At 45.2% G+C, this 21067-nt stretch carries 19 protein-coding genes; 4 read left to right on the top strand and 15 right to left on the bottom strand.

Going from position 1 to position 21067, the window contains the following annotated elements:
* Positions 1-120 precede the first annotated feature (120 nt).
* Both FGT79_RS28355 and FGT79_RS28350 read right to left on the bottom strand, forming a co-directional pair.
* Positions 121-963: a class I SAM-dependent methyltransferase gene (locus FGT79_RS28355; RefSeq protein WP_138756204.1), complete on the bottom strand. Its 843-nt coding sequence runs from the start codon at positions 961-963 to the stop codon at positions 121-123.
* Entirely contained in the window at positions 953-1789 is an 837-nt protein-coding gene (locus FGT79_RS28350; protein ID WP_138756203.1) for a DUF3473 domain-containing protein, read from the bottom strand. The genes FGT79_RS28355 and FGT79_RS28350 overlap by 11 nt, the downstream gene beginning before the upstream one ends.
* 550 nt (positions 1790-2339) lie before the next feature.
* Here FGT79_RS28350 and FGT79_RS28345 point away from each other — a divergent pair.
* The gene (locus tag FGT79_RS28345) at positions 2340-3146 is read left to right on the top strand and encodes an Eco47II family restriction endonuclease (RefSeq protein ID WP_138756202.1); all 807 of its coding nucleotides are present in this window, start codon (positions 2340-2342) and stop codon (positions 3144-3146) included.
* Between the two features lie 197 nt (positions 3147-3343).
* Here FGT79_RS28345 and FGT79_RS28340 read toward each other — a convergent pair whose 3' ends face one another.
* The 9 genes from FGT79_RS28340 to FGT79_RS28300 all read right to left on the bottom strand — a co-directional run bounded on the left by FGT79_RS28340 (position 3344) and on the right by FGT79_RS28300 (position 14569).
* Positions 3344-4699 (bottom strand): DNA cytosine methyltransferase, encoded by a 1356-nt coding sequence (locus tag FGT79_RS28340; protein WP_246096672.1) that lies wholly within the window; start codon positions 4697-4699, stop codon positions 3344-3346.
* Positions 4700-5186: 487 nt separating this feature from the next.
* Positions 5187-7625 (bottom strand): DEAD/DEAH box helicase family protein, encoded by a 2439-nt coding sequence (locus FGT79_RS28335; protein WP_138756201.1) that lies wholly within the window; start codon positions 7623-7625, stop codon positions 5187-5189.
* Positions 7618-7944 carry a nucleoside triphosphate pyrophosphohydrolase gene (locus FGT79_RS28330; RefSeq protein WP_138756200.1) on the bottom strand — a complete coding sequence of 109 codons (327 nt, stop codon included), beginning with the start codon at positions 7942-7944 and terminating at the stop codon, positions 7618-7620. The genes FGT79_RS28335 and FGT79_RS28330 overlap by 8 nt, the downstream gene beginning before the upstream one ends.
* Positions 7945-8112: 168 nt before the next feature.
* Positions 8113-8373, bottom strand: coding sequence for a hypothetical protein (locus FGT79_RS28325; RefSeq protein WP_138756199.1), 261 nt, complete (start codon positions 8371-8373; stop codon positions 8113-8115).
* A gap of 213 nt (positions 8374-8586) precedes the next feature.
* Positions 8587-9471 carry a M48 family metalloprotease gene (locus FGT79_RS28320; protein ID WP_138756198.1) on the bottom strand — a complete coding sequence of 295 codons (885 nt, stop codon included), beginning with the start codon at positions 9469-9471 and terminating at the stop codon, positions 8587-8589.
* Between the two features lie 64 nt (positions 9472-9535).
* Entirely contained in the window at positions 9536-10081 is a 546-nt protein-coding gene (locus FGT79_RS28315; RefSeq protein ID WP_138756197.1) for a LemA family protein, read from the bottom strand.
* A 442-nt stretch (positions 10082-10523) separates the two neighbouring features.
* Positions 10524-11525, bottom strand: a complete 1002-nt coding sequence (locus tag FGT79_RS28310; protein WP_138756196.1) for a FecCD family ABC transporter permease — start codon at positions 11523-11525, stop codon at positions 10524-10526.
* On the bottom strand, positions 11518-12528 hold the full coding sequence (locus tag FGT79_RS28305; RefSeq protein ID WP_138756195.1) for a FecCD family ABC transporter permease: 1011 nt from the start codon (positions 12526-12528) through the stop codon (positions 11518-11520). Before FGT79_RS28305 ends, FGT79_RS28310 begins: the two co-directional genes overlap by 8 nt.
* Positions 12529-12607: 79 nt before the next feature.
* Positions 12608-14569, bottom strand: a complete 1962-nt coding sequence (locus tag FGT79_RS28300; protein ID WP_138756194.1) for an AraC family transcriptional regulator — start codon at positions 14567-14569, stop codon at positions 12608-12610.
* Positions 14570-14807: 238 nt separating this feature from the next.
* Between FGT79_RS28300 and FGT79_RS28295 the strand changes: the two genes are divergently transcribed.
* Positions 14808-15521: an AzlC family ABC transporter permease gene (locus FGT79_RS28295; protein ID WP_138756210.1), complete on the top strand. Its 714-nt coding sequence runs from the start codon at positions 14808-14810 to the stop codon at positions 15519-15521.
* Positions 15518-15850, top strand: coding sequence for an AzlD domain-containing protein (locus FGT79_RS28290; RefSeq protein WP_138756193.1), 333 nt, complete (start codon positions 15518-15520; stop codon positions 15848-15850). The genes FGT79_RS28295 and FGT79_RS28290 overlap by 4 nt, the downstream gene beginning before the upstream one ends.
* A 108-nt stretch (positions 15851-15958) precedes the next feature.
* Here FGT79_RS28290 and FGT79_RS28285 read toward each other — a convergent pair whose 3' ends face one another.
* Complete coding sequence (locus tag FGT79_RS28285) at positions 15959-17665, bottom strand: glycoside hydrolase family 2 protein (protein WP_138756192.1); 1707 nt, start codon at positions 17663-17665, stop codon at positions 15959-15961.
* Between the two features lie 119 nt (positions 17666-17784).
* Between FGT79_RS28285 and FGT79_RS28280 the strand changes: the two genes are divergently transcribed.
* Entirely contained in the window at positions 17785-18606 is an 822-nt protein-coding gene (locus tag FGT79_RS28280) for a helix-turn-helix transcriptional regulator (RefSeq protein WP_138756191.1), read from the top strand.
* A gap of 27 nt (positions 18607-18633) precedes the next feature.
* On the opposite strand, the gene FGT79_RS28275 is transcribed toward FGT79_RS28280, so the two are convergent.
* The 3 genes from FGT79_RS28275 to FGT79_RS28265 form a co-directional block, all read right to left on the bottom strand.
* Entirely contained in the window at positions 18634-19152 is a 519-nt protein-coding gene (locus FGT79_RS28275; protein ID WP_138756190.1) for a DUF6933 domain-containing protein, read from the bottom strand.
* Between the two features lie 479 nt (positions 19153-19631).
* On the bottom strand, positions 19632-20510 hold the full coding sequence (locus FGT79_RS28270; RefSeq protein ID WP_138756189.1) for a glycerophosphodiester phosphodiesterase: 879 nt from the start codon (positions 20508-20510) through the stop codon (positions 19632-19634).
* A gap of 176 nt (positions 20511-20686) precedes the next feature.
* Complete coding sequence (locus FGT79_RS28265; protein ID WP_171056496.1) at positions 20687-20974, bottom strand: hypothetical protein; 288 nt, start codon at positions 20972-20974, stop codon at positions 20687-20689.
* Positions 20975-21067 lie beyond the last annotated feature (93 nt).

Here is a 21067-nt window from a genome sequence, read left to right as displayed (position 1 = left end):
TTGTCACCTCACGTTCGATTTATTCTCGTTCATTTAAGTATAAAGAATATTACTGCCAATGGGTAGCCAGTCCTGCGTAAAAGCAGCGGTTCAGACCGTTTTCCCATATGTGATTCTTCCTCAGCGTAATGCCGTCATGGCAAAATAAACCGGAAGCATGCCGAGCCGCATCGACTCCGCAAAGGTATGCAGCTGAATATCGCGGAATCCCTTCACTTCCAGCATGTTGGCTAGCTTCCTCGTCGTAAAATAATTCGCCTGCGAGCGGCCGAACACGGGCTCGTCCGTTCGAGAACGGTTTAGTCTGCTTTTGACGTATGAGTACGTTTGGGGCTTGAGAATACCTTTCCTAGTAAAGAGATAGTCCCAGCTATAACCTGAGCCGTGGACGAGCAAAAATACCTTCCCGCCTGGGGAAAGCACCCGGTATAGCTCTTCTACTGTCTGCTCCGCATCCAAATACTGCAGCGCTGCTCGGCATATCGCCAAATCAACAGCTGCATCATCCAGCGGAATATGATGAGCATCGGCACTTCTCGTTATGACCGAATGATTAGGAATTTGTGCGTGCTGAAGCAGTGCTTCCAGCAGCTTGATCTGATCTTCATCGGAGTCTATCCCATAGATGAGCTTAGGCCTGTACTGGAGCAAGGAAAATATGGTGGCACCTGCTCCACAGCACAAATCCAGTATTTTGCGGTGCTTGCCCACCTCCTGCTGAAGCAGAAGATCGAAGGAGTCTGGATTATAGCGCTGCCTATAGTGCTCGTAGCAGGCATAGCCGAATGACGAATCGATGAGCTTCCCATTTCTGGATAGCACACCTTTCGCCATCAAAATTTGTCTGACCTTCGGGGTCGGAGCCTCACTGCTTCCCCAGCGTATACCGTTCTCTATACTGAAGAAATAGGCCGTACCCGCCAATAAAACGCTTTCGAGAATGATCTGCGCTTTAGTATCCAACCTGCCGCTCCCTCCCAACCTGTGGGTAATAGCTGCGGATGGACATGCATTGGAAATCGGACAGTAGCTGTTTTAATTTGTGATGGGTATGGGCGAGGCCATAATAGCGTCTGAAGCTGTTAAGCTTGGAGGTGTCGTAGATGTGCGGCTGATCATAATCCAGATCATATGGATGAATGTAAAAAACGAAGGCGTCTCGTTTCTTAATGATTTTTCTAGCGCCTAATCGGAATGCAGCGTAAGGATAGATGCGAAAATAACCCCCGCCGCCCCAAGGAATATGGATACCGTTCATATCGTAGACCGGAAGCGCTATTTCCCATAGTGCTTCGCGGACTTTGTAGGCATGTGTACTGGAAGCTGGCAAATCAAACTTGGAGTAAAGCTTGTTGAAGGTATTCGGGATGAGGCTTGAATCATAGGTGAAGCCTTCTTCGACAAGGAGATCCAGGCCCCAATTCGTCACGGAAAAGCAAGGGGCGCGGTACCCGTTCACCTTGGCGCCTATCGTATGCTCCAGAATGTCCTTGGACATGCGTATGTCTTGCCTGAACTGCTCCGGGGACTGCTTGTAGACCAATCGATGAGAATACCCGTGCGATGCAACCTCATGACCTCTGCGATGTATTTCTTTGATAAGTTCGGGCCTACGTTCAGCAATCCAACCGAGTGTAAAAAAAGTGCCTGTCGCCGTATGCTCGTCCAATAAATCAAGGATTTGATGAACCGGTTTCTCCAGCCTTAACGAATACCTCTCCCACTCCGAGAGCGACAAATCCGGGCTGCAAAACCAGTCCTCCACATCGACAGTAAAAGCCATTCTCATGACCACCCCACCTCTCACCCCTATTATTCCTCATATGGGTGGTTATGGCAAGGAATGCATTAGGGGAACGACAGTGTATTTACTTTATTTAAAACAGAACGTTAAGTAGTAATGGATCTGAGTTTCAGTTCCATCATTACCTCACACCATAACAATCTTTTAAAAGATAAGGCAATAGTTATTCGACCAGAATATTTACATCGAAATCGAGGATTAGTCTAATGTTTCGATTCAGTCATTTACTTTAACTGGTGAAGACTTCCATGTAGCATTATGATAAGATAGGTAATAAGTCTTATAAGTAGTAAGTTAACAGTAGAATTCAACTCTATTATAGGCATGAATACAAAATATTATCTTCACTTAAACTATCCATCTCCTTTAAATTACATTTACGTATTTTAATAATAATGTGTTTACCAAAAATAATTCAATTCGTAAAGCACTTTAGTTTGTAGTATAAACTCCCGCCTCATAAGACCCTTTTGAGGTAGGAAATTTAATTTTACAGCTCTACAATTAATATTGAGAAAAGTTTGGAGTGTATGCTATGTGGCCATTAACATTTATTAGTGAAAATGATTTTACTGAACATGTAAAAAAAACGATACAAAAGTACGGAGAAAAGCTTGATCCATATAATTTAGATAAATTCAACACTAATATTATTGACCCTATTAAACTTATATTTGATAAAACTGTGTACAATGCTTCATGGGACGAGATTATCAAGAATGAAATATTTCGTCAGCGAGATAAATCAAATAATAACGATATCGGGTATTTTCATCAAAATTTCTTTTCTTATGTTAGTGGATGTAACGTTCCTCTAACCGGATGGGACGTAATAATTCAAAATGAGAATGGCATAAATTTACCCGATGGAGAAATTGTACATACGATTTATGTTGAAATGAAGAATAAGCACAATACGATGAATTCTGCTTCGTCAAGTAAAACTTATATGAAGATGCAAAGCCAATTATTAAACAACGATGATTGTGCTTGTTTTTTGGTGGAAGCAATAGCAAAAAAATCTCAGAATATTAAATGGGTAGCTTCACTAGATGGAAAAAAAATGCAGCATAAATTAATACGTAGAGTTAGCATGGATCAATTTTATTCTTTGGTGACTGGTTTAGATGATGCTTTTTATCAAATGTGTATGGTGCTACCAAGTATAATTAAAAAAGTAGTAGAGAATAATTTCAATTCTCTACTTGCTAATGATACCGTCATGCAAGAATTAAAAGAGCTAACTAACACTCAAAAAATAATTGAAGAAGACATGGCAATTGCCATGTCAGTTTATATTCTTGGATTTAGTTCATATTTGGGTTTTGTCGACAAAAAATAAAGGTTTGTAACTCATCTTAAGTATAGAATATTAATTTAATTTCTAAGCATACTATTATATGCAGAAACGGGCAGTGGTACAAAATACCTTTCGAAAGTGATCCTGCCCGCAAATAATCCAATTCTTCTTTTCGGACATCCTGATAATAAGTCTCCTGACATAACAAATATCAAAAAGTCTTTTCTAACCTTATGATATTATAACTGTTTACTATTTAACTGATTCAGTATGTCTATAATAGACAACCCCATAGCATGTGCGAAATTAACAGATACAGCATTGCCAATTTGTTTATATTGATTAGCAGTTGAGCCATCAAACCTCCAACTGTCAGGAAAGCATTGTATTCTAGCGTATTCTCTTACAGTGAATGGTCTTGTTTCACTAGGATGGCATCTTTCTGTTTGTTTCTGAGCAGGGGAACAGGTAAGAGTTAAGGAAGGTTCGTCCCATGATAGTCGTCGAGCCATCCCTGTTCTCCCCCCCCCCGAAAAGTAACTTTTGCCCATATACTCCCTTGCAAGGTGTTCAGGTAAATCCCTCCAATATCCGCCTGGGGGAACTAAATCGAGAATTCGTTTCTTAGACTCTGGGTACTTAGCTCCATCTGATACTGGTACATCTTTTAATATGTCTTTTAACGTTAACCTCTTTCCATATGGCTTAGGAAATTTATAACAAACATTATGCTGTTCTATCAGATCATTTCGTATGCCAACAATTACAATCCGTTCCCTCTTTTGTGCAACATTATAGTTTAGAGCACTGAGAACTTTCCATTTAACGGTGTAACCTAGATCCGAAAAAACCTCTATCATTGTAGCTAGAGTCCTACCATTATCATGATTAACTAGTCCCCGAACGTTCTCCGCAAGGAACATTTTAGGCCTTATTTCACTGAGAATTTTTGAGTAGTAATAGAACATTGTTCCCCGGACATCATCAAGCCCCCTCTTCTTCCCTGCATAACTAAAAGCTTGACATGGATAACCTCCAGAAAGCAGATCAATTTCTTGTTTGGTATCAATATAGTTTGATATTCCTAGTTCTGTAACTTTCATAATATCTTCTTCAATTACATTCCAATTGGGACGGTTAGTTCTTAAACTCTGACACGCATATTTATCTAGTTCGACAAGTCCGATTGTATTAAAACCGGATTTTTCCAAACCAAGTGCCAAGCCTCCTGCACCAGCAAATAATTCAACAACATTATACTTTTCTAGCGGGATTATACCTTGAACATCAATAAAATCATTATCATCGTCTCCCTGAAGTTTATCAAATGAAGATTCTTCTTCCTTTTCTTCAATATCAACCGCATCAGATGCAAAGTACATTGATAGTTGTTCTTTTACTAGTATGTCATCCAACGAAACATTGAGAACTTCACAAAGCTTCTTGGCATTTGATTTAATTGGGTTGAACTTTGGGGAAAGTAACATGGATAATTGGTTTGTTGTAATATTCATTTTTTCAGCTAATTGCTTTTGAGTTTTAATTCCAGCAATTCTCATAGTATCGCGAACCTTATCTTTGCTTATAGTGTACATATCCATAACCCTCCGAAACATCCATATATATATTTAACTTGATAATGGTTATTATATGATTCTTAAAATGGAGTAGTCAACTATAGGAATGATGGTTATCACACATACTATCCAAAAATTACTTACAGGATTATGTTTGTTATCAAGGGCTTTCAACCGATGGATCCTTAACCTACACATTAGATCGTATTAATAATCAATAGTAGCACAGGGTCGTCTGCAAGAGAGATTCTATGTATCTATATTTTCAAGTGTCATCCCATTCAAATTTAATTACGACCACTCTACTTTAAAGAACTTCTTACCAACTTCTGATTGCTGCAATAATTAAGAGAACGATGTAGTTCCTTTAAATAATTCCATTTCATACTTGTTCAGAGATAGTTTTCGGAATTGGGAAATTAATTGGGCTATCTTCTCTACATTCTTTAACTCCCAACGATTTGAGGTTTTCCAGTTCATTTGTCTATCATTTCCCCTCAATAAATCAAGATACCCCACCCACAACAGCCTTCCTCTCAAAATACCCATGCAACCGATACTCACAAATCTCCTTTGTCCAAGCAAATAATAACTCGGCATCTTCTAGCTCGACCACTAATTGCGGCGCAAACTGCCCCTCTTCAACGGTTATCAGTCCCTTAGAGCTACCACTCCATTTGCTCATAGGCATTTCGGCTATTAATGAAGCAACCTTATCTTCGCTATATTCCTGCAGTTTCTTCTTATCCTTGTCCGAAAAATCTATATTTCTCCGATACTCCTTTTCCATTAAATATCTGTGGAAAAATGGAGCGACTTCTTGCGGTGTAATTGGAGCATGCCAGCCTTCTGCTCCCCTCTCCAGCATGGCGAGGAGGAGCACCATCTTATAGCTTTTATTCATGAGCGTGCTCTCTGCTTCCTTCAACCAACGTTCGAACTTCAAATAAACAGCTTCTTCGTGCTCACTAAGCTCTTTGCACCAATGGAGAAACCCAGCGTAGGAGCCAAATTCTTGTCGATACTCCTTACTGTTTGCATGCCCCAGCAGATGAAGTTCTAAATATTCAGGTCTGCGACCAAGTTCATCTTTCAAATTAAGATAAGCGCTGCGAAGCTTATCCTTGCGAGGCTGCTTTTTTCGGGCAAGCTCTTCCAACATATTGATAACGCCAATCTCCAAATTAATGGAGCAGCTTGCAGGCAGAGCTGATGCAGCAACTTCTCGCTTGTCCGTATCTGTCTCTCCTGTTTCCGTTTGGAATAGACTCAGTTTAATGTCTGCGTTTCGGTAATTCCCGATAAGATCAATAATGGTGCAGGATTGCTTCCCTTCATGAAGCCGAAGTCCTCTCCCAACCTGCTGTGTGAATATCGTAAGAGATTGTGTAGGTCTTACAAATAACAGCGTATCTACAGAGGGAATATCAACGCCTTCATTAAACAAATCAACAGTAAAGATGATTTGAAGCTCTTCCTTTTCTAGACCTTTTATAGCCTCCGGCCGTGTGATTGAACGGGTATTGGAGTGCAAGCTTAAACTAGCAACACCTTGATTCGTGAAATATTCCGACAAGAAATTAGCCTGTATAATGGATGAACAGAATGCAATCGTTCTTGTTTGCTTATGAAGTTCCCAAGCATCATAGATAAGCTTTGCCATATCTTCACGAAGCTGAACCGCAAGCAACTCATCTTCATCATATTTCGTTCCTAGCCAGGTGAGCTGAGTATAATCCGTCGCATCATATATGCCATAGTAGCTGAAGGGAGAAAGCCATCCTTTTTGTATAGCTTCAATAAAATGCAACTGATACGCCACATTCCCATCACATATCGCATATACATCTTTCCCATCCATCCGATCCGGCGTTGCCGTAATCCCTAGCAGGAACTTGGGCTGGAAGTGTGCAAGCACCGTCTGATAGGATTTGGCTGCCGCATGATGAAACTCATCAATGACGATAAGATCAAACGCGTCTGGCTGAAAACGATCACGGTGCATCTTGGTACTAAGCGTATATATAGAAGCAAATACGAAGTCTGTATCGGTCTCTTTGTCCGAGCCATTATACAATCCTGCTGTCTTTTCAGGCATGATGTGCAAGAATGAATGCTTCGCTTGGTTTAATATTTCCTCTCGATGAGCTATGAACAGCACGCGACTGAACCTTTCTTTTGCGAAAAATCCTGCCAAATACGTTTTGCCAAGTCCCGTAGCCATTACAACCATCGCTTTCTCGTAACCCTCAGCATACGTATGATCAAGTGCTTCAAGCGCTCCAAGCTGCGCAGCTCTTGGAACAATGGAACCAGCGCCTGCATTGCTTAGTCCTTCCTCTTGCTTATGCTCCTTATGAGGAAGCATTAACTCAGACTCCTCCATCTCTGTTATCGTCTTCACAAGCTCAGGATATTTCTGATGATAGGCTTGATAGGCCGTTTCATAATAGGTAATGGTCGTATGATTGAGCGGCTGCGTAAATTCGTGGTAAAAGTTTTTCATAAAATTATCGAGCGCATGTCTGAACGTATATGGCTCTGCTTGTGCATTCACTGCCAAATTCCATTCGACACCCATTCGGAAAGCAGACAAAGATAAGTTGGAAGAACCCACAATAAATAATCCTTGTCCATCCCCATAATCAAACAAATAAGCCTTAGGGTGAAATGATGTACCTCTACTGCGCCAAAGTCTGGCTTCTATATTAGGATGTATATTTAACAATGAACGCAGGGCGACAGGCTGGGAAACGAATAAGTAGTCACCTGCTAGAAGCTTTACTTCGGCTCCTCTGTCCAGTGCATCTTTTAGATAGGGTGCAAGTAACCTAACCCCAGAATCCATAACAAACGAGGTCAAAATGTATATGCCTGATGCTTTCTTTATGCTAGGAATGAGCTCGTCCGCAAGATTTTCCGTAATTAGCTTAATGTCAGGCATCTCTCACCTCAATAAGGTACACTTGCTCCTTAAATCCTCCGCGCTTCTTCGCCTTCTCGGCACGCACCTGCTCAAGCTGCTCTGTAGTTACACCATGGGCTTCTCCGAGTGCATGCAGTAGCTCCAATATATCCGCAAGCTCCTCAACCGCAGCAGCATCAGTTTCCGCTTCCAAATATTCATTCGTCTCTTCCTGTAGCTTCGTGCGAAGCTCTACAAGATACTCCTTTGTATCCAATACTCTCGTATATGCAGTTAAGCCTTGCTTCTCTATAATCTCCGGTATCCGATCGCGCACTAATTTATGATAAACAGGCATGGCAGCCTCCTTGAGTAAACGGTTTGTAATGTGTGCTTCTAGTATAAACCCTCATTTGGTAGATTTCGACAAAATGATACAATAGTCCTGCTTTATGTCATTATCTCTGAGGAACCTCAGCTCCTACTTCAAAAAAAAAGGGAGCGACTCCCGCCGCTCCTCCCCACCTTACACATTCCGAAAACGCTGCAGCAGCAAATAGCCGCTCACATTGGACGTTTTTTTCTGGTACACGATCTTGAAATCGTCCAACAGGCAACTCAAAGCAGTACTTAGCAATCCATTAGGTACTAATGTAGCTTTGCAGGGCTCAGCGCTGCCAATGACGCGTGCAGAAACGATTCGGCGCGCTGATCCGGGAACAAGCGGATTTCTTGTCCAACTGATCAACACTAAGTCAGGCTGACGAACCGCTTTCAGTCTACCCATACCGATCACCTCGATTCTATTAAACTTCTATATATCAGATGCGTAATCGGTTCACATGGTGCCGAGCTAAAGGCGGAGAGATACGCGATGACGCACAGAGCTCTGTTAAAATACAAAAACCCCCTTATCGGGGGTTAAGATTCGCGCATAACGCATGTTCAAGCTAATAGCAGAACGTACTCCTTTTCCAATAAGGAACCATTCCCGTCCAAGTTACATCCGCCCCAGCCGCTCGATTCGAGATTCCAGTGAAGGGTGTGTGCTAAACCAGCTGGTTTTCTGTTTTTTGCGCTGATTGCTGTAAGGACTCGAAATATATAGCGACGCTGTCGCCTTCCTAGCTTTATTCACATCTAGATTGCTAGCGCTTATTTTGCGGAGTGCATTTTGCAGGCCTAAGGAATTGCGAGTCATCTCAACGGCCGTTGCATCTGCCAAGTACTCTCGGTTTCGTGAAACGGCCAAATGGACGAATCTCGCCGCCAGAGGAGATAGCAAAACAAAAAGAAGCGCAATGATATACACCGCTGGGTGAGTTTTCTTGTTGCTGCTCCGCCTTTGAGTAAAAAGCATTCTCGTTCCGATATCCGCAATGATGGCAACAACTGATATAAGTGCGATTGTGATCGTCATGAGCCGAATATCGTAGTTACGGATATGGGCCAGCTCATGGGCGGCGACCGCCTCAAGCTCCTCTCTGTTCAACTGGTTCAGCAAGCCAGTCGTGAAAGCAACTGCCCCTTTCTCAGGCTTAATACCTGTTGCGAAAGCATTCGGGGAAGGATCGTTAATAATATAAATCTTCGGCATCGGAATTCGCGCTGGAATGCAGAGCTCCTCCACAATATGATACAACTGCTTATAGGTCGTTTCACTCGCCAGCGTTGCACCCGACATACGAAGCACTTGAGAGCTTGCTGACAAATAAGTGACTGGAAGATACACAAGCAGGATAACCGCGGCTATGATGGAGCCCGTCCATAGATCCCCGAATCCTAAATAACTGACTGCCATACCCGCTCCAAGAACAATGACAACAAAGAGCAGGACAAGCAGCAGTGTTTTGCGCTTGTTTTGTTCAATCTGTTTGTATAGCATAACCGACATCCTTTGCTTTGGTGCTTATGATGATAACCGCTCTTTAATTATCGTTACTTCTTATTTAAAAAGTAATTTTAGGCACCGATTTCTCCGCCTCAGGAGTAACTAGCAGCTGCTCTTCTTTGAAACTGAACATTCCTGCGATAAGATTTGACGGGAACGACTCCCTTTTAATATTGTATTCAGCCACTGTCTTATTATAAAGCTGACGGGAAAAAGCTACTTTGTTTTCCGAATTGGTTAGCTCCTCCTGCAGGCTCAGAAAGTTCTGATTCGCTTTCAGATCAGGATACGCCTCGCTAAGCGCAAAGATTGATTTCAACGTGCCTTGCAGCTGATTGTCCGCTTCAATCCTCTCATTCGGCGTACCGCTCAGCATCTGATTGCGAGCTTGAATAACGAGCTTCAACGTTTCCTGCTCATGCTTGGCATAGCCTTTCACTGTCTCAAGCAGGTTGGGAATTAGATCATGCCGCCGCTTGAGCTGTACATCGATCTGACTCCAGGACTCCTTCACCCAATTCCTCATTTTCACTAAGCCGTTATACGTTGCGATGACATAGATAACCACTATGACCACAATACCAATTCCAATAATTAATTCCATATTTCCCACTCCATTCAACTTAAGTTGTTTAACATTAAACATCATTAACCATTTCCAGTCAAACTTGCCCCGTTGAAACAAAAAATAAACCTGCCTGCTTGATAAACTATCCTTACTATCATAACATTTCGGCTCCTGAATTTAAGCATAAATCAACTGATCATTTTGAAAATCGCAGCTTTGTGCTGGAAGGGTCATGCGAGAACAGTCACTTGGAGTAGGTGGATGGGAGCTCTCGAGTGCCAATGAAACAAGGAGTACAAATAGAGGACGTTTAAGCGAGTGATAGGGAGCCTTGTATATAAGGATGTAGGTAGGGATGTAGGCTACCCTGCACCAGATGCAGGATAGCCGTCGAACTCCAATACGACCATGCATGAATACTAAACGCTGTACAATATAGATGCCTAAGTTGAGCCTTGCATGGATATCCCAGCTACTGCTAATCTGCCGCTTTCCGTTTAAACAGCAGATACATAAAGAAAGGTGCACCAATTCCGGCGGTAAAGACGCCTGCAGGAATGTCCAGCGGCTGGAAGAGCATACGTCCAGCCAAATCTGCGAGCAATAAAATCATGGCACCAAGTAAAGCCGATACAGGGATGACCAGCTTATACGAATGACCTACTAGCTTTCTCGCCATATGCGGCGCCAATAACCCGATAAACGAGATCGTGCCAGCCACACCGACGGCAGCTCCTGCTAGCGCAACGCTATAAAACAACAAAACCATTCGGCTAAGCTGGAGCCTGCTCCCAAGGCCGACAGCAGTCGCTTCCCCTAGAGCTTGCACATTCAGCTCTTTGGCGTAAAGAATGGACAAGGGGATGAACGCGGCGATCCACGGCCACAGCACCTCAATATATTTCCAACTCGTCCCGTAGATGCTTCCCGTCATCCAGTTCAGCACCTGCGCGGCTAGGTAGGCAGGACCGCTGATAAGCAGAAACATCGTCAGCGCGCCCATGGCAGTAGATATGCCTATGCCGATCAGGACAAGCCTAAAGGGGGAAATACCGTTTTTCCAAGCTAATGCATAATTCATGACAGCGACAAGGAACGCACCCGCAACAGCGATAAACGGTACCCAGTGGATGCTGTAGCCAGTGAATAGAGTCATGAATGCAACAACGGCTACCGATGCTCCTCCCGTCACGCCCAGCAGATCCGGGGAGGCCAGCGGGTTGCGAATGACACCTTGAAGTACGGCACCGGCAACCGCCAAGGCAGCTCCAATCAATAGGGCAGCAAGTATGCGAGGCAAGCGGAACTGCATAATGATCAAATTACTGCCTTCCTCGTTCTTGCCGATAAGAGACAGAAACGTTTCCTTCAAAGGGATGCTCGTCCCGCCAATGGACAAGCAAATGATAGACAATGCCAACATCGCGAGACTAAGCACGACTACAATAAAGAATGCTTTTTGGTTTTTCCCTCTATGCATGCTTCCTCCTTCTCGCCACATGAATCAGGAATGGTACGCCAATAAGCGCGGTTGCGACGCCAACAGGAACTTCCTTAGGCATAAGGATGAAACGCGAAACAAGATCCGCACATACGAGCAGAAGGCCACCCGTTAGTGCGCAATAGGGCAGCAGCCAGCGATAATCGTTGCCTACCAGAAACCGGCAAAGATGCGGCACGATTAAGCCGATGAAGGCGATTGGACCAGCTATGGCGACTGAGCTCCCCGCCAGAAAAACAACGGCAATGACCGATAGTCCGCGGATGAGCAGCATCCGCTGGCCCAGACTCTTCGCGCTGTCATCTCCTAATGCCATTACATTAAGTGAGCCCGTCAGCAGCAGCGATAAAATCCAGCCAATAACGAGATAAGGCAGCACAATGAGCAAATGATCGAGTTGCCTGCCTGACACCGAACCAATCATCCAGAACAAGGCAGCCTCAAGCGATTGTTTATTCACCAGCATGATGCCTGAAGTTACGGATGAAGCAAATGCCGCAACGGATGCACCCGCCAGAGTAAGCCTGATGGGTTCAAAGCCGCTTCTCCCCTGGAAGCCAAGCGTAAACACCAGCAGTGAAGTCACTGCTGCACCCAACAGAGCAATCCACACCATGCCGTTCATCGTCAACGAAGAACCGAGAACGGCCAGCCCGATAACGATAAACAATACAGCACCTGCGTTAATGCCGAATATGGAAGGCGAGGCTAACGGATTCCTCGTCAGCACCTGCATGATGGCTCCCGCAATAGCCAGGCTTCCCCCTACCGCTGCCGCAATGAGCACACGAGGCATCCGAGTATTCGTAATAATAATGTGAGCGTCGGAATCATCGAATTGGGTATAAGCCAGCCATACCTGTCCGATCTCAAAGGTATGAATGCCGTACAAGATACTGGCAAGCATGCCGGTAAGCAGCAGCAGAACGCCAATGACCAGACCCGTAAGCTTGCTCCTGCGACTGTGCAGCACTAAAGCCATGCGTGTTCACTCCTCTCCTTACATAAATAAGCTGACGTCTGATAGTCACGACGTCAGCTTGCTCATCTATAATGCCAAATTACTTGATGTCAAAGTAGGCAACAATCTCATCAAGCAGCAAGTTCGCCGCCTTGTAGCCTCCGGCCGTATTCCAAATCGCTTCATCTACTTTCACGACCTTGTTGTTTTGCACGACATTTAATTTTTTGAATAAAGGATCATTCATCCACTCTTCCACCACTTTGGCAGCGTCCGTCTTGCCAGCAGCTTCTGTTACAAAATAGAACAAGACATCCCCGTCCATGCTAGGAATCGTTTCTTTGGACATGACCTCAATGAAGGAATCCTTGTCCTGTGATTCAGGACGTGCGAAGCCAAGTTCATTTAATAGTACGCCAGAGAACGTTTGCTTCTGATAAATGCGAACCTGAGAAGCCGAGAAGCGCGCCACCGATACTTTCGTATCCGCTTTACTGCCAATCTTAGCTTTCACCTCGGCAACGCGCTTGTCAAATTCAGCCATCGCCTTGTCGCCCTCTTCAGTCTTATTCACAGCTTCCATGTACAGCTTGAAGTTGATCTTCCAGTCTCCGCCCAAATCCTCCGCAAACACCGTTGGAGCGATCTGACTTAGCTGGTCATATATTTTATCCTGTCTCACCTTGTTTCCGATAATCAGGTCAGGCTTCAGGCTGGCAATCAATTCAATATTCGGCTGCAATTCGTCGCCAACCGCTGTAACCTCCTGCATCTCGTCCTTGATATGGTCGTACCAAGGATCGCCAATCCAGGATTGAACAGCTCCCACAGGTTTAACACCTACGGCAAGAAGCGCCTCTGTACCTTCATTAGTAAGAATAACGACGCGTTCAGGCGTACCCGTAATTGTCGCTTCTCCCATTGCGTGCTTAACGACTCTTGGGGTTTCAGCAGAAGCTGCATCCGTTGACACTGGAGCTGTAGTTGAGACATTCGTGCTTGAAGGGGCTGTGCCTCCATTTGTTGAATTCGTATTGGACGTGCCTGCCGAGCAAGCGCTCAGCAATAAAACAAAACAAAGCAATAGTGATGCAGCCATTGGTGTTCTTGATCCTCTGTACATTGGAGATATTCCCACTTTCTTGTATTGATAATGATTTTCATAACCATTACCAATATAACGTCTGAATTTGCGCGGGACAATTGCATATCTTGAACCATCGGCAGGATTATTTTGAACACTTGCTTTATATTGCCCTAGCGACATGCCTGCCTGTTTTTTGAACATCCGATTAAAGTAGCTGTCATCCGCGAACCCCACACTCTCTGCAATTTCTTGCAAAGTAGCATCCGTATTCAGCAGCAGCTCCTTCGCCTTGTCGATGCGAACGGCAATCATATAATCGATAGGACTCTTCCCCACCGACTGCTTGAACTTTCTAGACAAATAGCTCACGCTGCAATCGAGCAGTTCGGCAAGCTCATCCAGCGTAACTCGATCCGCATAATGCTCCTGAAGATATCTAATGGCCTGAGATACGAGATCAACCTTTTTACCCTGAATCCCTTGCCTGCTCATCTGGCTCAGAAGTTCGTGTACGAACTGATAGAATAAGATTTTGATATGTAATTTCTCCAACATGCTCGGCTGCAGCCATTCTCGTTCCATCCGCTCCACTCTATGATATAAGGGTATCGGATATTCTGGGGTAAAGCTGTATTGAAGCTGAAACGGATTATCTGTCTCCATCAGCTTCAACAATGGTTGGCGAGCAGGCAGATTGAGAGATGCTTTATAAAAAATCATATAGTACTCAAAAAAATCCTCCACGGCAATATCCAGGCACATCCCCTTGCCGCCATGCAAAACATGAAATCGCTCCACAATGATTGCCGTTCCATCCAGCTTTGCCTTTGCGCTGCCTCGAATGGCATACACAAATGCGCTCGATGGCAAGCGGTAGGAACAGAGTTCCTCGCCTGGCTCCATGATCGTGTAACGCACATCCATCACTTTGATTGAGGCCTGGTTCCATAGCAATAGGTGATCACTCATTTTCATGGTGTCATTTCATTCCCTTCTAAACATAACCGCCTATCGATCACAAACTACCATCCATTATAATTGATAATAATTCTCAATGACAATAGACATTTGATTTTTTCATTAAAATATCTCTATTAACTGCCCGTCAAAGGAGCTGTAACTTGCCGTTTGCCTTCCCATTTCCGAAGTCATCTGAAATCACTCAGCCTTCTTCATGTATAATGGTTGGAACGAGGAGGCTGCTCAATTGGAAATGGAATTAAAGCTGGACAAGGAACATCAACTCTCATTCATGCAAGGTGTGCGGGATTGCATCCCTACCCTTCTGGGCTATATCGGAATCGGATTTGCCGCTGGGGTTGTCGGAAATTCCGCTCATCTAAGCATTATGGAAATTGGGCTGCTGTCGGCATTGGTCTACGCAGGCGCGTCACAGTTTATTTTTTGTGCTATGCTAGCTGCCATGAGCCCGCCTTCGGCTATTATTGCTACCGTATTTATTGTTAACCTGCGTCATTTCCTGATGAGTGCGGCATTGTCTACTCACTTTACCCGCTACTCCCTGCTAAACAATATAGGCATAGGAGCACTTTTGACTGACGAATCGTTCGGAGTAGCCTCTCTGCGCACCTCCAAAGGACTGCCGCTTAGCGACCGCTGGATGAACGGCTTGAATATCACAGCCTACCTTACTTGGATTGCGGCCTGCGTCGCAGGCGGATGGCTGGGAAGCTGGATCGGGAACCCGGAAGCGCTAGGGTTTGATTATGCATTAACGGCCATGTTTGTCGCGCTGCTCGTATTGCAACTGGTTGCCTTGCCCTCTTCCAAGCTGAGATACTATCTTATGCTCGTTGTATATACAGCCATGGCTGTCTATATTTTCTCGGCATTTTTCTCGAGCTATATCGCAGTTCTGCTTGCTACGATGGTTTGCGCTGCTATCGGGGCGGTGGCTGAGAAATGAAGGTTGATCTGAACATATTGCTCATCATACTTTGCTGTGCGATCGTCACGTTTATTCCGCGCATCCTTCCGTTTGTCGCCATACGCAAGCTGAAGCTTCCAGCTCCTGTCGTCAAATGGCTGACTTATATTCCTGTTTGTCTACTGACGGCTTTGATAGTCCAGAAAGCGATTCAGCCCATAGAGTCGTTTCCCGCCCTGCCTGCAATTGACTGGGCATACATCATCATTACGATTCCAACGCTGCTTACCGCTTTGATATCGAAAAGCCTATTGCTTACCGTACTCGTCGGTATTGTCACGGCGGCATTGGTTAGGTTCATATTTTGAGAATGTGAAAGAGTGATCCTCGTCTGGCATTGGCCATTACGAATTATGCCCATGCAAGTGGCATTAAAAAGGGACCCATTCCGATAGAATGAGTCCCGTCTCTTACGCTTACCGCTCCGATCGATAAATCTCCTTCACTAACCGATAAGCCAGCTTCGGCTTGCGATACTCGTTCAGCAATCCCTTGTTATTAAAGCTTCGCGCGCGATCACGGAAATATGGCCTGTCGCTGCGCACATCGACGCGAATATCGGCGAAGTGCCAGATGAGCGTGCCTGCAATGCGCGGATCGTCACGGAATATTTTGAGTGCACGCGTCACCGTATCGGCCTGGTAGTCTTCACTGAACAAACGCGGCTCCCAGCCCGCATCACCGAATATGCCCGCTGCGCCGAACTCGCTCATGATGACAGGCTTGCCGCCTGCGCCTTGCTTCTCGGCATTGCTGTAGTAGTTGTTCAGCATGCTGCTGAATCCGTCGACACTGCCTTCATACCAGCCGTAATATTTGTTAATCCCAATGACGTCGAACTGGGATAATACAATATCCTCCTCCGGATGCATCGTCGCGTAGGTGACGAGTCTGCTGCTGTCCATGCTGCGGATTTTGCCAACAAAAGTTTCGGTTAGTTCGAGTGCTTCCTCCGTCCGCGTATCAATCTCGTTGTGCGCCCCCCAGAAAATGATCGACGGATGATGATAATCACGGGTAATCATTTCATCCAGCATGTTGACGCCACGCTCCCTGAATATCGGACTTGCCAGCGTATCCACGCTCATGAAGCAGCCCCACATCGGAATCTCGCTCCACAGCAGCATGCCATGCTCATCAAGCAAGTCGATCCAGAACTGGCTCTGCGGATAGTGAGATCCACGTACCATATTACAGCCCATATCGGCCAAAATATCAAGATCCTTCAGCATCAGCTTAGGTGGGAAAGCAAAGCCCCATTCCGGATGCTCCTCGTGCCGATTCACGCCTTGAAGATATAGCTTTCGACCATTTAGCAAAATGTCACTGCCCTGCACTTCAACGCTGCGGAATCCTGTCCGATCAACGAGATCATCTTCCCCCGCTTGAACCGTGAACGTATATAGTGCAGGCTCCTTCACGTCCCATCTACGTACCTGCTCAAGGCTGCCCTGAAGCGTCAAGCTCACAGCTTGATTAGCAGCCACTTCCACTTGAGAGGCAGAAAGCGAAAGTCCCTCCGTTCTTGCACTCACATCAACTTTGCAAGCTTCCTTGCTAAGCGACTTTAACTCAACGTGCAGCTGAATATCAGCGGAATTACCCTTTAACTGATAGTCGATTTTTATCGATTCAATATACACATCGGGCAGCTCCTGCAGCTCTACAGATCGCATAATTCCCCCATAGGAGTGCCAATCTGCTATGTCCGTCGGCAAGGTTTGCCAATCCACCGTATTATCCACGCGAATAACGAGCTCATGCTTGCCGTGAGCGAGCTTGGGCAGGATGACAGAGAATGGCGTAAATCCGCCAAAATGATAGCCCACATGCTGACCGTCCACGTACACATCGGCATGGTGGAGAATACCCTCAAACACCAACCGAATATTCGTTTCCTGCACATTGTCAAAATAAGTACGGTACCAAGCTGCACCAATATAATCATAAGTCCCTAATTCATTGTTCCAACACGAGGGTACGACCTGCTTGCGGGAACCCGCCGGAAACTGGGACGCCCATCCTTCACTTTTGCCTATATCGCCTGAATCCGTTATGAAATCCCATAATCCATCCAATAGCCTTGTAGGGCGCAGGATATGCTGCTGAAATGTCCGTATCATATGAAACGAGCCCCTTTCCTATGTGCTTCGTAAAGCGTATCATAAAGGAAGAAGCGTATAACATGGATAAACCTGCACACTCTTTGTCAAAATCGCTACAAGGCTGGTGATTAACTGTCTTGACTAACCACCGTATTTACCATCATCGGCTATCTTATGAGAAGCTGCCTGTGCCAGGCTGGAACGATATACGGAATACGACGGATGTCCATTCTCTCTACTGGATTCAAAGCGGCGAGGGTGTATTTCATTATGGGGAGGAAAAAGTGTCTCTACCTGTGAAGGCTGGGGATTTATTGTATCTGAGGCATGGCTTTACGCTCTCCATGTCATCCTCTATGGACAAGCCATTATGTATTCGGATGCTGCTGTTCGATGTGCTCGATGTTCCCTATGACCAGGAGCAATGGATGAAGCCCGTTCCTGTTGACTCGCTGGATGTGCCTTTCTACAGAACATACTCGCCTGAGCAAGCGGATTGGCTGGAATCGCAGTTTGCCCGTATCTGGTCTATTCAGGGACCTGATCCGCATGAGCGACAAGCAGAGTTCCAATATGTGCTCTCTCGGTTGATATCATTCATGAAGGACACAGATACGTCGCACAATCCATCCATGAAAGCCTTCCAACAGGCAAGGCTCTGGATAGAAACAGGCTATCATCAGCCCATACGGCTGGAAGAGCTTGCGCAAGACCTTGGCATCTCCATATCGCAATTGCGCAAAATGTTTATGAAGCATATCGGCATCTCGCCCAAGGCCTATTTGAATCAAGTACGGAATGAACAAGCGAAGACGCTGCTACTGCTCACGGATGAGCCGATGAAAGTGATTGCGGATGCATGCGGATTTGCGGATGAGTTTCATTTCGGCAAAATGTTCCGCGTATGGAATGGGATCGCTCCTGCTCGCTTTCGTACGTTGAACAAGTCAGAGCATTGATAGGCGAGTAACCTAAAAAACACTATTTTACTTACTAACTTTCAGCTCTTCAAGTGCATCGAGCATCTTCTCACCTGAGTAAGCCTTAGACAATTGATGAAAGACATATCGGTTAAAAAAACGATTGGCCTCCTCAGGTTTAGGTTCATTAAATAGGTTCATATTGCGATCCAACTCATCACCCGCGACCATAATCATTTCGTTAACTTGGCTTATAATGCTTCTATTGCTTGTAGGCGTATAACTGATTCCTTCTGCCGCGCTAAGGTATGTATCGATAAGTGCTTGATTCGCTCCGTCTCTAAGCAAATTATCTTGCAAATGCTCGAGAATAATAGCATTCAATCGTTTGAAATCGGCCTTCACTAGCCCATAAATAATAAAGTTATACCGCGTTTCATTATTCATAATGAGCATGCATTTCTTACGCTTGTATAAAAACAAATGAGCATGCCAGCCGTAAATGGACTTGTCGAAGCTTGGCTGCAGCTCGGTTAATGGTGATTGAAGCTCTGCGGCCAGCTTCTTTGTGCATTGTATAATCATATGAAGATCTCCTCCGTACATGAAATTTCACAATTCCATCCTTACTTTCAAATCCTTATAAAATGGATTCAGATCCATGCCTTCCGGCAGCCCCGATACCTGCCCATCCTCTATCTCAATAATAACCCAATCCCCTGCTCATATTCAGTCTCATAGCCTGAATCGGCCAGACAGTCGTTGAACACATCTGAGCCAAATAATATTCTCATAAACGAACACCTCTCATTACGATTTCCACATTATCGTACCATATTTTTGAAACTCTCCAAATAAAATGATTGAATCATGTAACAAGCGTGAGTAGATACGAAGGGAATGTTTGGAACTGAAGGAGCGTCAGCGTTCGCCTTTGTCTCCAGATTTCAACCACAAGCAGTGGTATCTAAAAGAAATCTGTAGACAACAGCGGCCGGAAGTCCAAACGTTCCCGAAGTTTCATACGACATCCACAAGGTTACAAATACCCTCAATTTATCCACTCACCCCGGATAATCCGTTATGACCCCATCCACTCCAAGCTTCTTCATTTTCACCATATCCTCGTCGTTCTGGATCGTCCATGCGATCACCTTGCGTCCTCGTTCATGAATTCGCTCTACAATCTGCTCGTCGAGCAGCTCCTTCGGATAGTGGATGTACGCAGAGAAGGAAACGAGTGCATCCAGCGTTGCATCCGTGAGCGGATGCTTGTCCTCATGAATGAGTGCCGCAATGGGAACATTCGGAAGCAGGTTATGCATGAGCCGCGTCGATTCGAAGTCATACGATTGAATGATGATACCCGCGCTGTTCTTCCGCTCCATTCCCCCAGTCATCGCACGCTGCCCTGCAAACCCACTCGTATCCAAGCGTCTCTCGTACTCATTCACCACCTCTGCCACCTGTTCCTCGATACCTGGGTACCGCTTCGAATCCTTGATCTCAATCAACATAGCCATTTTCCCGGCAAAACGATCCAAAACCTCCTCCAAGGACACAATCTTCTCCTTCTCCGCTTGGCTTTCGCCATTCCCAGCCGGCGCATCCATTCGTTCCAGCTCGTCCAGCGTATAATCATCTACGTCACCTTGATGATCGGTCGTCCGATCAACCGTATCGTCGTGTATAACGACAAGCTCCTTATCCTTGCTGAACTGCACGTCGAACTCAATGAAATCCGAGCCAAGACGCTCAGCCTCCTCGAAGGCGGCCATCGTATTTTCCGGCTCATGCCCGGATGCTCCTCGATGCGCAATGATAAGAAAGCCTTCCGGCGTGTTGGGATTGGATGCGGATACGATCAGCGTCGCACAGCCTAGCAGCACGAGTAATATCCCCATTCTCCGCCATATATAAGCTTTATCTCGTCTATTCATCATAATAGCCCCCTATGTGTTTCGTCTGTCGATCTAGACGCAAGTAGTCCTACTACTTTACACACGCGCAGCGACCCACGAAACAGCAAAAAGGCCAAAGCCGCCTTTTGCCAAGGCTGCTCTGACCTTATGAAACGATTCAATAAGCGCAAATCGTCCATCCGACTTCCATATCGAAATTACTTACCGCCATACTCTTTAGTCGCTGTATCCAGCATCTTCTGCCAGTTCGCGAAATCCGTATCTCTAGCTACGTGACGATCGAAAAACTCATCTGGGATATCCAGAATGTCCTCACGCGTCTGTACCTTAAAGTTACCCTTCTCCAAAAACTCAGCGAAGCTATTCGAGCGAGTATACTTGCTCATGAACGAATCATGAAACAAAGCTTCCAGTGAAACGTGGCTCGGATCCTCCTGCACATCCTTTTGACCTTGCAATTCCTTCAGTAGATCTTCAAATGACATTGGCTTTTGCTTTCTCAAATGATCAACTCCTCATTATCATAATATATTCTAAATGGCCTATAGCTGTTCCCTTAAACAGTCAGCACCTTTTCT

Origin of the sequence: Paenibacillus sinopodophylli (genome assembly GCF_005930355.1) — a bacterium.
GTDB lineage: Bacteria > Bacillota > Bacilli > Paenibacillales > Paenibacillaceae > Pristimantibacillus > Pristimantibacillus sinopodophylli.
Note: the sequence above shows the minus strand (reverse complement) of the source record. Positions and strands in the feature narration are given on the sequence as shown.

Coding starts and splice junctions, on each gene's coding strand:
- FGT79_RS28330 (WP_138756200.1), bottom strand. CDS start 7,944: ATGCCTGTTTATCATAAATTAGTGCGCGATCGGATACCGGAGATTATA.
- FGT79_RS28265 (WP_171056496.1), bottom strand. CDS start 20,974: ATGTCATTTGAAGATCTACTGAAGGAATTGCAAGGTCAAAAGGATGTG.
- FGT79_RS28295 (WP_138756210.1), top strand. CDS start 14,808: ATGGAATTAAAGCTGGACAAGGAACATCAACTCTCATTCATGCAAGGT.
- FGT79_RS28310 (WP_138756196.1), bottom strand. CDS start 11,525: ATGCATAGAGGGAAAAACCAAAAAGCATTCTTTATTGTAGTCGTGCTT.
- FGT79_RS28275 (WP_138756190.1), bottom strand. CDS start 19,152: ATGATTATACAATGCACAAAGAAGCTGGCCGCAGAGCTTCAATCACCA.
- FGT79_RS28285 (WP_138756192.1), bottom strand. CDS start 17,665: ATGATACGGACATTTCAGCAGCATATCCTGCGCCCTACAAGGCTATTG.
- FGT79_RS28350 (WP_138756203.1), bottom strand. CDS start 1,789: ATGAGAATGGCTTTTACTGTCGATGTGGAGGACTGGTTTTGCAGCCCG.
- FGT79_RS28305 (WP_138756195.1), bottom strand. CDS start 12,528: ATGGCTTTAGTGCTGCACAGTCGCAGGAGCAAGCTTACGGGTCTGGTC.
- FGT79_RS28290 (WP_138756193.1), top strand. CDS start 15,518: ATGAAGGTTGATCTGAACATATTGCTCATCATACTTTGCTGTGCGATC.
- FGT79_RS28320 (WP_138756198.1), bottom strand. CDS start 9,471: ATGCTATACAAACAGATTGAACAAAACAAGCGCAAAACACTGCTGCTT.
- FGT79_RS28315 (WP_138756197.1), bottom strand. CDS start 10,081: ATGGAATTAATTATTGGAATTGGTATTGTGGTCATAGTGGTTATCTAT.
- FGT79_RS28340 (WP_246096672.1), bottom strand. CDS start 4,699: ATGTACACTATAAGCAAAGATAAGGTTCGCGATACTATGAGAATTGCT.
- FGT79_RS28345 (WP_138756202.1), top strand. CDS start 2,340: ATGTGGCCATTAACATTTATTAGTGAAAATGATTTTACTGAACATGTA.
- FGT79_RS28300 (WP_138756194.1), bottom strand. CDS start 14,569: ATGAAAATGAGTGATCACCTATTGCTATGGAACCAGGCCTCAATCAAA.
- FGT79_RS28270 (WP_138756189.1), bottom strand. CDS start 20,510: ATGATGAATAGACGAGATAAAGCTTATATATGGCGGAGAATGGGGATA.
- FGT79_RS28335 (WP_138756201.1), bottom strand. CDS start 7,625: ATGCCTGACATTAAGCTAATTACGGAAAATCTTGCGGACGAGCTCATT.
- FGT79_RS28325 (WP_138756199.1), bottom strand. CDS start 8,373: ATGGGTAGACTGAAAGCGGTTCGTCAGCCTGACTTAGTGTTGATCAGT.